The organism is Alteribacillus sp. JSM 102045 (assembly GCF_041949975.1).
Classification (GTDB): domain Bacteria; phylum Bacillota; class Bacilli; order Bacillales; family Marinococcaceae; genus Alteribacillus.
Genome location: NZ_JBHFQG010000061.1, coordinates 1 through 11,143, shown reverse-complemented (window position 1 = coordinate 11,143; position 11,143 = coordinate 1). Strand labels below are relative to the sequence as shown.

The following is an 11,143-nucleotide window of genomic DNA, read 5'->3' as shown; positions in this document are numbered from 1 at the left end:
CGGTCGTAAACTCCGTGGATTCGGTACGGCCGCCCCAGCCTTAAAAAAAATGTTCACGAACCGATACGGGGAAGGTCAGAACGAAGAATAACCTTCCCTCTGTAAGAAAACTCAAGAAGTTATTCTTTGGATACTCTAAAAACATTACACAAACTTATTGACGGTACCATAAAAATGGTTTTAAAAAGTTATAAAACGGAAAATAAAATATTATCTATGAACACTTGCATAATTTCAAACTTACAATCATAGCATGGAAAGATAACAAGAAAAAATAGGAGGGAGATTCATGAAACAGCCGATGTTATGGACTTTTCTTATGATGACAGCATTCGTACTTCTGTTTTTTATTGGAACCGTTCAATTTGCGGGTACTCAAAGCTTAGTCTTTCAAATCATAGGGTTTGGCGGCATGATCTTTGCTATGCTTTATGGCCTGCTGTTAACTCAGCATTCGGGAGACAGAAATCAAGAAAAACAAGAAGAATAAAACAGACTGCCACTTCCGGAAAACCGGATAGGCAGTCTTTTTAGAACAATGAAAAAGCACCATCTGCCCGATCAGGAAGATGGTGCTTTTTTGGTGAAAATGTCTTTTTTTGTTTCATCAATATCAAATTTTGTCATTTTTGATTTTATTTCCTGCTCAAACTCTTCATAACTATTTAAATTTCCGGTTTTTTGGGCGATTCCTTTTAAACTATTATAAAATCGCTGTTCGTTGTAGGCATAAGTGAAGCCTTCTGTATACCCTCTTGCAATGGTTTTGGCAAACTTCCAGCAGCAGCTGTAATTTTCTTGAGGTACTGATTGCGAGAGAATGGTAATGGCTTCTAAGATATTTGTGGTGAGAAAAGGATCTTTTTTTGCATAAACACTAATTTGTGAAAAAGCAGCGTACAAATAATAATCGAAGGATTCGTCTTTAATAATCAGCCGAAGTCTGTTGTCCGTGTCTGTTAGATATGGAGTGAACCTGGTTACTTTAGAAATCGAGATCAGCAAATCAGTGAGTTGGTATATTGCATTATTGGCAGTGCTTGGGTCATCATTGCCTATCGCTTTAATAGCAATTTCCGTTAATTTATTTACCCCAAATTCTAAGTCTTGTACTTCTGTTTTTTTCGGTCCCAAGTATATAAGCTTTCTATATTTGAACTCATTAATCGAGGTATCATTGGTTTTCCAATACGTGATAATCGGAATGCCTTCTGTCACAAAATCGCCGATTCGGCGTTCCAGCCTTAAAATTATTTTGTCTTTTTTTGCTTCTGAGATTAAATGCTTATAATCAAAAATCTGAATAAAACCGGCACTATCGGAAGCAATAATATGTGCTTCCTCTTCATTTAATTCTTTTTCTGTATGGTTGGGTTCTCTCGTACGATACGGCTCTAAATCTTTTAACAAGGTGCGTAAAATCGTCTTTTTTGATTCATTTTTCATATTGTTTGTCAGGTTAGGCACCTGCATCCATTTGACCGCATGGTTGATGAAAAACACAAAGTTAGATAGTGCTAAAAAGGCTAACAATACGGTGAAAATTGGAATAGCAACATACATACCGTTTTCTTCTTCACTTAATAAAAAGAAGGAAATAAGAACATAAAGAAAACAAGCATTAAATATACCGATGACGTGCTGAGTTCTGCGGTCGGAAACAAAGCTTAACAGCATCCGAGGAGAAAATTGTCCTGAAAAACTAGTTAATACTACAAGAATAGAGTTAAACGTAAATGCGTTTAAAGTGAGAATCCCAGCAATCAGCGTACTTACTAAGATATGTGTCAGCTCATAGTTCGTTAAAAACATATCCGGCAGATGCTGCTCAACCTGAACGGTAAAATCAAGCCAATAAGAAAAAGCAACCAGGCCAATGGCAAAAATAGCATAAATAATAGAGCTAAACCATAGATTTGCGCGAAGCTCGTACCAAATTTGCCGGTAGGACATACTGGATACCTTTCGAAGAGGACGGGGGAAAAAATTTCTAAGCCTCATTGTTTTGTCCTTTCTCTCTCTAACTGTCTATCAGCTGAATGTTAATTCTTAACATTTTTTTCCCGTATCCACAGAAAGCAAAACATCAAATAAAGATTAACACTTAGAATGAATAATAAAAGGCTCTGGCCCAAAGCGGAATCCTCCGTCCCTGTGCCTTTTCTTGAACCTTTTCAGCATGTTATTTACTCCGAGTTAACCGAAAAAGGCTGCCCCCGGGTATTATCGGGGACAGCCTTTTTCATTTTATTTTCGAGCAAACCGAGTAGTGAAGTTTTGTAGACGGTCTTTGTTTGGTGTAATGGGCTGAATGTTATCCCGGTTTGCAAGAAATTCAGGACGCGGCGACTGGCCGGAATATGGATCCGTGAGTTTGTTTTCAATCGAATTAAAGACAAAGAAAACGTTGCTTCGCGGATACGGGGAAATATTCCCGGCAGAACCGTGCATCGTATTGCATTCAAAGAACAATACTGAGCCGGCAGGACCAGTTGCCCGGTCAATACGCCCGCCTGCCTGGTCAACGAGCCATCTCATGCTGTCATTATCAGGTACTCCGGTTTCTTGTTTCTGCAGCGAAGACTTGTAGTTGTCTTCCGGCGTTTCACCAGGGCAGGATACATACCATTTGTGAGAGCCGGGGATTAACATCAGCGGACCATTGTACTCATAGTTGTCGGTTAAAATGATTGAGCAGCTGACTGCACGCATATTAGGCATGCCGTCTTCTACGTGCCAAGTTTCAAAGTCCGAATGCCAGTAGAACTCCTTACCTTTAAACCCTGGTTTGAAATTTATTCGGGACTGTGTAATGTAAACTTGGCTGCCTAACAGCTGCTGGGCTGCTTTCACAATACGATGGTTTTTGGATAACGCCTGAAAGAAACCGCTGTCTTTGTGAATCTCAAACACCGAACGAATCTCATTGCTTCCCGGTTCTTTGATGACATCATCGGTATCTCGCTGTTGGTTGAGGTCCATCGTGCGCTTCAATTCACTTTTCATAATAGCTACTTCATCATCGTTGAACAACTTCTCAAACAGTAAGTAGCCATTTTCTTCAAAACCCTTCAGATCCTTATCTGTTAAAGGACCATCTGCAAAATCAGGGTTCTGGTGAATCACAGGGTCTTTCCTTTCCATAATTTTAGCCTGTTGCCCTTTTCTGGAAGGATACTTATCGACTGCCATTGCACCATCACTCCTTTTCACTTACTAGATTTCAATGAAAATGGCGAGTCGTTGAGACTGATACCCAAGAACATTTTAACATAAACCTGTATATTATAAAGAAAGTTGCTTATTAAAATACAGTAAATTCTGAACGTAAGATAAGACAGGCGGTTCACGCTTCAAAAAAATTTCTGAAAAAATGTTTTAGTTAATGAAAAATAAGGAAAAAAATAAGTTTGCTACTTCCTAACTTAGATAAAAATCCCATTTTAATTTAAAAACGGAGCTGTCCGTTAAGACAACTCCGTTTGGCGAAACTGCATCCCTATCTTTCTTATTGAATCATTCCGCCTGAAGGCAGCTGACTGTTATAACCAGTAAATCGTTGGTAGCTTTGATCGAGCGTTTGCTGCTCAGCGGCTTCAAAACTATACCAGCCTTTTTTAAACATTAAATTAAACAAATTTCGCTGACAATTCTGTGTTTCATTAAAAATTAATGACATATCGTTATACAGGTTTTCGTGACTAGCTTCGTTCATAGCTGTACTATAAGCATCTGTCATGTATTTTTCTGTTGTTAACATATCATTTAAGAAATCACGGTCATTCATTTCAGGTGTTTGGGGAACTTCTGTTTTAGGGTTTCTTATTTTATTAGATCCAGACATAGCAGTTATACCTCCTCTTAATTAGTGTTTGGCTGAATCGGCTGATTGCCGGATTGCAGATTATTTAACAGCTGCTGATAATGGCGTTCATGCATTTGCGCTGTATTTTCCAATTCCTGCTTAATATCCATGTCTGTACACTGTTTAGCAAAAAAAGAAGCTTTTTTCGCTGCATTTAAGTTCCAGGAAAGCATATCAGAAATGTAGAGGTGGTCTTTTACCGTAACGTTCTGGGGAGGCTGCGGCATGACCTGCTGCTGATTTTGATTTTGTTGCTGCTGCTGATCCATATTTTCATTCCTCCTTTATAATGTACGGTAGTTAGTATGTAAAATTGGTATAAACAATATGCATAGATTAAAGGCTGTTATATTATTATTGAGCCCAAAGAAAAATAGACTTATAAAAAAATAAATTTGGAAATAAAGCATGCGTTTTTCTGGAAATTTTCTGTCTTTTCTATTGTCAAGAGAGAGGAAATATTTTATAGTATTATTAGAAACTGAACAGCTATTCATTTTATTTTTATAGATAGAAGTTGAATGAGTATTCATTCAAAAGAAGAAGGAGGAAGACGATGAAAGGCAGCGTAAAAAAATCTGTTGTTCTAGGTTCCGGCGTGATGGGATCGGGTATAGCAGCACATCTAGCTAACGTTGGCATACCGGTTCTTTTATTGGATATTGTGCCCAAAGAGCTGACCGAGGAAGAAAAAGCAAACGGTCTTACCCTTGATGATAAAGAGGTGCGCAATCGCTTAAGCAATCGTGCTTTAAAGCAGCTTCAAAAACAGAAACCCGCTCCATTAACAACGAAAAATAACCTTTCTCTGATTGAAACCGGCAACTTTGAAGATGATATGAAACGCTTAAATGAAGCCGATTGGATTATTGAAGTAGTCGTTGAAAATCTGGAAGTGAAAAAGCAGGTATTTGAGAAAGTGGAAGCATATCGCAAGCGAGGCGCTATAGTTAGCTCAAATACATCTGGAATTTCTATAAATGCTATGGCAGAAGGGCGTTCTGAAGAATTCCGCTCTCACTTTTTAGGGACTCACTTTTTTAATCCTCCACGTTACTTGAAATTGCTTGAAATTATACCAAATGAAAAAACAAACCCGGAAATCCTGGCATTCATGAAGCAATTTGCTGAAGATACGCTTGGAAAAGGCGTCGTAGAGGCGAAAGATACTCCAAACTTCATTGGGAACAGAATCGGCACATACGGATTGTTAGTGACAGTGCGTGAAATGCTGAAAGGCGGCTGGTCAGTAGGAGAGATTGATTCTGTTACCGGGCCTTCAATCGGCCGTCCTAAAAGTGCGACCTTTCGAACGCTTGATGTCGTCGGTCTCGATACTTTCCTTCATGTAGCTAAAAATGTATATGACCAGGTGGAAGGAGAAGAAAAAGAAATATTTGATTCGCCTTCTTTTATGAAGCAATTGGCAGATAGAGGGTGGATCGGGAGTAAAGCAGGTCAGGGATTTTACAAGAAAGTAAAAAGGGAAAACGGTAAAGAAATACTGGAGTTGAATCCTGAGACATTTGAATATGAAACAAGAAAAAGAATTAAAACTGCCTCCACAGAGCAGGCAAAACAAGAAAAACATTTAAGCAGTAAATTGAAAGCGCTTGTATATGCAGATGACGAAGCAGGAAAACTTGTTTGGAATATTATGAAACCAGTGCTTCTGTATTCTGCCGAGAAAAGCAGTGAAATCGCAAACAACATTGCTGCTGTTGATGAAGCCATCAAATGGGGATTTGGCTGGGAGATGGGTCCCTTTGAAACATGGGATGCTATCGGAGTAGAAAAATCAGTGGCCCGGATGGAAGAAGATGGAGAAAATGTTCCTTCATGGGTCAAGAATATGCTTTCAAATGGTATTTCAACGTTTTATAAAAACGAAGAAGAGTATTATCACAACGGGGAATACCAAAGGAAAGACATAAATAAAAAAGAAATCAACCTTCAAAAAATGAAAAGTAATAATGCTGTTATAAGAAAAAATGCAGGAGCAAGTTTGATTGATATTGGAGATGATATAGCCTGCCTTGAATTTCATTCTCCTAACAACTCAATCGGACTGGATGTTTTACAAATGATCAACCAGTCGATTGACGAAGTGGAGAAAAATTTTAAAGGGCTCGTTATCGGAAATCATGGCAAAAACTTTTGTGTTGGCGCCAATTTAATGATGATTCTAATGGAAGCACAGGATGATAATTTCTTTGAAATTGATATAGTTATCCGGCAGTTCCAGAATGCCATGTCAAAAATTAAATACTCAAAACGTCCTGTAGTATCTGCCCCGCACGGAATGTCTCTAGGCGGTGGAGCTGAAATTTGCCTTCCATCAGCAAGCATTCAGGCTGCTTCCGAAACATACATGGGGCTTGTAGAAGTAGGAGTCGGCCTTATTCCAGGAGGCGGCGGAAATAAAGAGCTGTATCTTCGTCACATCGAAGACCTTCCACAGGATGGAAGCATAGATCTGTTACCTGTAGCAAATAAGGTTTTCGAAAAAATTGCTATGGCTAAAGTATCGGCTTCTGCAGATGAAGCACGAGAAAACGGATTTTTAAGTGATAGAGACGATGTAATATTTAATGCGGACCACACCATCTATCACGCGAAAAAGCAGGCTTTTCACTTATATGAAAAAGGATATGTTCCGCCTCAGCGCCAAAAGATACCAGTAGTAGGTGAAACAGGGTATGCAGCAATGAAGCTTAGAGCAAAAACACTGCAGTTTGGCGGTATGGCTTCTGAGCATGATGTGAAAATTGCTGAAAAACTCGCATTTGTTTTAGCAGGCGGCAGAGTACCAAAAGGAACGATGGTAGATGAGCAGTATTTACTTGATCTGGAAAGAGAAGCTTTCTTAAGCCTTGTTTGTGAACCTAAATCCCAGCAGCGAATGCAGCACATGTTGACAAAAGGCAAACCGTTACGCAATTAATCCAAATAGTAGGAATGAATGGAGGGGAAAGCTGGTGAAGGAAGCGGTTATCGTATCCGGTGCCAGAACACCGGTAGGAAAAGCTAAAAAAGGAACGCTCGCAAACGCCAGACCTGATGTTTACGGGGCGCTGACAATAAAGGAAACCTTAAAGCGTGCAGGAGATGCAGACCCGTCGATTGTCGAAGATGTCATTATTGGATGCGCCATGCCGGAAGCAGAACAAGGAATGAATCTGGCAAGAAACATTTCTGCACTTGCTGGTCTGCCTCATACTGTACCTTCAATTACTATTAATAGATATTGTTCTTCCGGGCTGCAAAGTATTGCGTATGGTGCAGAACGAATTATGTTAGGACATTCCAATGCAATTATCGCTGGAGGAGCAGAATCTATGAGTCTCATTCCAATGGGCGGTCATGTCATTGCACCAAACCCATCATTAGTAGACGAAGCACCAGAATACTATATGGGTATGGGATATACTGCAGAACAAGTGGCTAACGAGTTCGGTGTTTCCAGAGAAGATCAGGACGCTTTCGCAGCAGAGAGCCACCGGCGTGCTGCTAAAGCAATAGAAGAAGGAAAATTTGATGAAGAAATTGTTCCCGTAGAGGTCAGCTTGCGTACTGTAGGGGATGACAACAAATTAAAAGAAAAACAGGTGACGTTTTCCCGTGATGAGGGTGTGCGTCCGGGGACGACAACGGAGACACTTAGTCAATTAAAGCCCGCTTTTCATCCCAAAGGCTCAGTAACTGCCGGTAACGCTTCGCAAATGAGTGACGGTGCTGCTTCTGTTTTATTAATGGAAAAAGACAGAGCTGAAGCCGAAGGGCTAAAACCTATGTTAAAGTTTCATTCTTTTGCAGTAGCTGGCGTACGACCTGAGGTAATGGGAATTGGTCCAGTTGAAGCTATTCCGAAAGCGGTTAAGTTAGCTGGCCTGGAAGTGAAGGATATCGGCCTTTTTGAATTAAACGAGGCATTTGCATCGCAATCTCTTCAAGTTATTCGAGAGTTAAACCTCGATCATGAGAAAGTAAATGTTAACGGAGGGGCGATTGCACTGGGGCACCCGCTAGGGTGTACAGGAACAAAGCTTACACTCAGCTTAATGAACGAAATGAAACGAAGAAACGAACAGTTTGGTGTCGTAACGATGTGTATTGGCGGAGGAATGGGGGCCGCCGGGGTGTTTGAATTATTGTAAGAACAAGTAACATTAACGGCCCGATCAAGCGGGTCAAATGGGAATCCAGGAGGAAAGGTGATCTTCGTGTCCTCCCAACCTCCCAATATTACATTATTATTGGAGGTATAAAAAAATGAGCAGCACTGTTGAGCTTGGACTAAAAGGCGGAGGATTTTTAGTTGAGGAAGTGAAACCGGAACAAGTATTCACTCCGGAAGATTTCAGTGAAGAACACAAAATGATTGCTAAAACGACAGAAGATTTTGTTATTGGCGAGGTGGTTCCAGAAGCTGAGAAAATTGAGAATCATCAATTTGATATTTCACGGCGTCTGTTAGAAAAAGCAGGAGAACTAGGGCTTCTTGGAGCAGATGTTCCTGAAAAATACAGAGGGCTTAGCCTTGATAAAATCAGCTCCTCTCTTATCACAGAGAAGTTTTCCCGTGCCGGCGCATTTTCATTGAGCCACGGAGCACATGTAGGTATCGGCTCTTTACCAATCGTCTTTTTCGGTAACGAAGAGCAAAAGAAAAAATACCTTCCGGCTCTAGCAACAGGGGAGAAAATAGCAGCGTACGCACTAACCGAGCCAAGCTCCGGGTCAGATGCCCTAGGTGCAAAGACTACGGCTGTTTTAAATGAAGAAGGCACCCATTATATATTAAATGGTGAAAAGCAATGGATTACTAACTCTGCTTTTGCAGACGTCTTCATTGTATACGCAAAAATTGACGGAGATCATTTTACAGCTTTTATCGTTGAACGTGAATTTGAAGGAGTGTCCACTGGACCAGAAGAAAAGAAAATGGGGATTAAAGGCTCATCTACCCGGACATTACTTCTAGAAGATGTAAAAGTGCCAAAAGAAAATCTTCTTGGTGAAGCAGGACGCGGCCATGTGATAGCCTTTAATATTTTAAATGTTGGGCGCTATAAGCTGGGTGTGGGCTGTGTTGGCGGATCAAAACGAGCGATTGAGTTAGCATCTTCTTATGCAAACGAAAGAAAACAGTTTAAAACACCAATTGGTCAATTTAGAGCTATCCAGGAGAAACTGGGAACAATGGCATCTGAAACTTACGCTTTAGAAAGCTCCATTTATCGTACAGGAGGACTTTTTGAAGAGCAGCTTGGAAAATTGACTGAAGAAGAACAGGAAGACGGCGGTAAAGTAGCAACTTCTATTGCAGAATACGCGATTGAGTGCTCTTTAAATAAATTTTCTGGATCAGAAACGTTAGATTTCACAGCAGATGAAGCCGTACAAATCCATGGCGGATACGGGTTCATGTCGGAATATGAAGTAGAAACCATTTATAGAGATTCACGGATTAACCGCATCTTTGAGGGAACAAACGAAATCAATCGTTTGCTTGTACCAGGTACCATCATGCGAAAAGCCATGAAAGGCGAGCTCCCGCTTCTTCAAAGAGCAGAAAAACTTCAAGAAGAGTTAATGATAATGATGCCGGAAGAGCCTGGAGACGCTCCGCTTGAAAAAGAAAAATATTTATTAAAAAATGCAAAAAAAGTATTTTTAATGGTAGCCGGAAACGGTGCTCAAAAATATGGTAAATCTCTGGAACAAGAACAGGAGCTTTTAATGAACGTAGCAGACATTGTAAGTGATATTTATTCCATGGAGTCTGCTATTCTTCGAACAGAAAAAGCTATCAATAAAAACGGTGCAGACAAAGAAGAAATGAAGATTCTTCTCACACGTGTGTTCTGTCAAGAAGCGATTAACCGTCTGGAAGCTAATGCGAAGGAGTCGCTGGTGCATATGGACGAAGGAGATACTCTGCGCACCATGCTCTCTATGCTTAGAAAGCTTACCCGTCACACTCCGACTAATGTTGTAGCATTAAAGCGTCAAATTGCTGGCGAAGTATTAGATGTAGAACGTTATGTCGTTTAAATTTGTTATCCAATTTGGAGCATATTAAGCTCCAAAAATATATATTCCCTTTCTTCGGAAAGGCATTCTCCTCTCTGCTAAGTGATCTGAAAAAGCTCCGTAGAACCCGGGGCTTTTTCGCGTATTTAGATAAGGCTGTCATAGTGCTCGAGAATTATTGAAAATTTGGATATAATATAGAAGGAATTTAGAGCAGGAAAGGAGAAAGGAATGGATGGAACTGACATATTATGGATATTCTCGCTGCGAAACATGTCGAAAAGCAAAAAATTGGCTTGATGAGAAGGATATCGCTTATAATGAACATGACATTGTACAAAACCCTCCAAACCGAGAGGAATTGGAAAATCTGTATAAAAAAAGCGGCCTGGAATTGAAAAAATTTTTTAACACAAGCGGGAAGAAGTACCGGGAGCTGGGTTTGAAAGACAAAATAAAATCAGCAGACGAAAAGGAACTGCTTGATATCCTTGCTTCAGATGGCATGCTGTTAAAAAGGCCGATCGTTACAGATGGAGAAAATGTCACAGTTGGGTTTAAGGAAGAACAATTTGAGGAAGTATGGAATAAGTAATAGTTTTGTCTTTCCTCACGCAACTTGAATTTTGAAAATGGAGGTTGATAATGATGAATTTACCAAAGGACTTTAAGTACTCGGAAGAACATGAATGGGTCAAGCATGAAGGAGAAAAAGTGCGCATTGGGATTACTGACTTTGCCCAATCTGAGCTGGGGGACATTGTATTTGTGGAATTGCCTGAAGAAGGTGATGAAATACAGGCGGATGAACCTTTTGGCAGTGTAGAATCCGTTAAAACCGTTTCTGAGCTTTATGCTCCTGTTAGCGGAAAAGTAGTAGAAGTAAATGAGGAATTGGATGATTCACCAGAGTTTGTTAATGAATCTCCATATGAAAAAGCATGGATGATCGTTGTCGAACCATCTGATCAAGAAGAGTTAGATGAATTGATGTCCGCTGAAGAATATGAAGAAATGGTTAGCGAAGATTAATTTTACTTACATAGAACCCGCCTAATGGCGGGTTCTTTTTCGTTCTTTCATCTAATAAATAATTCATAAGAAGGAATTCTTTTTTTGGCTCTATTATAATTGTTGGGGTATGAAAAAATTTAGACATAAAAAAACACGCAAGCTCCAAAATCCTTTACACTTGAATTGTCCAAGAAACAAGAAAAAGATTGGAGTTGCGTGTAGATGCAT

At 40.0% G+C, this 11,143-nt stretch carries 10 protein-coding genes; 6 read left to right on the top strand and 4 right to left on the bottom strand.

All coding sequences use genetic code 11. From position 1 onward, the window contains the following. Window positions 1–289 precede the first annotated feature (289 nt). Entirely contained in the window at window positions 290–490 is a 201-nt protein-coding gene (locus ACE1TI_RS21020) for a hypothetical protein (RefSeq protein WP_375009480.1), read from the top strand. A gap of 71 nt (window positions 491–561) precedes the next feature. On the opposite strand, the gene ACE1TI_RS21015 is transcribed toward ACE1TI_RS21020, so the two are convergent. The 4 genes from ACE1TI_RS21015 to ACE1TI_RS21000 all read right to left on the bottom strand — a co-directional run bounded on the left by ACE1TI_RS21015 (window position 562) and on the right by ACE1TI_RS21000 (window position 4,134). Next, the gene (locus ACE1TI_RS21015; RefSeq protein ID WP_375009479.1) at window positions 562–1,953 is read right to left on the bottom strand and encodes a DUF2254 domain-containing protein; all 1,392 of its coding nucleotides are present in this window, start codon (window positions 1,951–1,953) and stop codon (window positions 562–564) included. 294 nt (window positions 1,954–2,247) lie between these two features. Further along, window positions 2,248–3,192, bottom strand: coding sequence for an ectoine hydroxylase (gene thpD, locus ACE1TI_RS21010; RefSeq protein ID WP_375009478.1), 945 nt, complete (start codon window positions 3,190–3,192; stop codon window positions 2,248–2,250). Window positions 3,193–3,508: 316 nt separating this feature from the next. Continuing rightward, the gene (locus tag ACE1TI_RS21005; protein ID WP_375009477.1) at window positions 3,509–3,844 is read right to left on the bottom strand and encodes a spore coat protein; all 336 of its coding nucleotides are present in this window, start codon (window positions 3,842–3,844) and stop codon (window positions 3,509–3,511) included. 17 nt (window positions 3,845–3,861) lie between these two features. Further along, window positions 3,862–4,134: a hypothetical protein gene (locus tag ACE1TI_RS21000; RefSeq protein ID WP_375009476.1), complete on the bottom strand. Its 273-nt coding sequence runs from the start codon at window positions 4,132–4,134 to the stop codon at window positions 3,862–3,864. A gap of 287 nt (window positions 4,135–4,421) precedes the next feature. On the opposite strand from ACE1TI_RS21000, the gene ACE1TI_RS20995 reads away from it, so the two are divergent. The 5 genes from ACE1TI_RS20995 to gcvH all read left to right on the top strand — a co-directional run bounded on the left by ACE1TI_RS20995 (window position 4,422) and on the right by gcvH (window position 10,933). Next, the gene (locus ACE1TI_RS20995; protein WP_375009475.1) at window positions 4,422–6,809 is read left to right on the top strand and encodes a 3-hydroxyacyl-CoA dehydrogenase/enoyl-CoA hydratase family protein; all 2,388 of its coding nucleotides are present in this window, start codon (window positions 4,422–4,424) and stop codon (window positions 6,807–6,809) included. Window positions 6,810–6,843: 34 nt separating this feature from the next. Beyond that, a complete protein-coding gene (locus ACE1TI_RS20990; protein WP_375009474.1) occupies window positions 6,844–8,022 on the top strand; it encodes an acetyl-CoA C-acetyltransferase in 1,179 nt (392 codons plus the stop codon). Window positions 8,023–8,137: 115 nt separating this feature from the next. Beyond that, complete coding sequence (locus tag ACE1TI_RS20985) at window positions 8,138–9,922, top strand: acyl-CoA dehydrogenase family protein (RefSeq protein ID WP_375009473.1); 1,785 nt, start codon at window positions 8,138–8,140, stop codon at window positions 9,920–9,922. Window positions 9,923–10,136: 214 nt separating this feature from the next. Further along, entirely contained in the window at window positions 10,137–10,496 is a 360-nt protein-coding gene (locus ACE1TI_RS20980; RefSeq protein ID WP_375009472.1) for an arsenate reductase family protein, read from the top strand. Window positions 10,497–10,546: 50 nt separating this feature from the next. Further along, on the top strand, window positions 10,547–10,933 hold the full coding sequence (gene gcvH / locus ACE1TI_RS20975) for a glycine cleavage system protein GcvH (protein ID WP_375009471.1): 387 nt from the start codon (window positions 10,547–10,549) through the stop codon (window positions 10,931–10,933). Window positions 10,934–11,143: the final 210 nt, after the last annotated feature.

Bases quoted from the DNA above. Each gene is read 5' to 3' on its own strand.
- ACE1TI_RS21020 (WP_375009480.1), top strand. From the start codon at position 290: ATGAAACAGCCGATGTTATGGACTTTTCTTATGATGACAGCATTCGTA.
- ACE1TI_RS20995 (WP_375009475.1), top strand. From the start codon at position 4,422: ATGAAAGGCAGCGTAAAAAAATCTGTTGTTCTAGGTTCCGGCGTGATG.
- gcvH (WP_375009471.1), top strand. From the start codon at position 10,547: ATGATGAATTTACCAAAGGACTTTAAGTACTCGGAAGAACATGAATGG.
- ACE1TI_RS21005 (WP_375009477.1), bottom strand. From the start codon at position 3,844: ATGTCTGGATCTAATAAAATAAGAAACCCTAAAACAGAAGTTCCCCAA.
- ACE1TI_RS21000 (WP_375009476.1), bottom strand. From the start codon at position 4,134: ATGGATCAGCAGCAGCAACAAAATCAAAATCAGCAGCAGGTCATGCCG.
- ACE1TI_RS20980 (WP_375009472.1), top strand. From the start codon at position 10,137: ATGGAACTGACATATTATGGATATTCTCGCTGCGAAACATGTCGAAAA.
- ACE1TI_RS21015 (WP_375009479.1), bottom strand. From the start codon at position 1,953: ATGTCCTACCGGCAAATTTGGTACGAGCTTCGCGCAAATCTATGGTTT.
- thpD (WP_375009478.1), bottom strand. From the start codon at position 3,192: ATGGCAGTCGATAAGTATCCTTCCAGAAAAGGGCAACAGGCTAAAATT.
- ACE1TI_RS20985 (WP_375009473.1), top strand. From the start codon at position 8,138: ATGAGCAGCACTGTTGAGCTTGGACTAAAAGGCGGAGGATTTTTAGTT.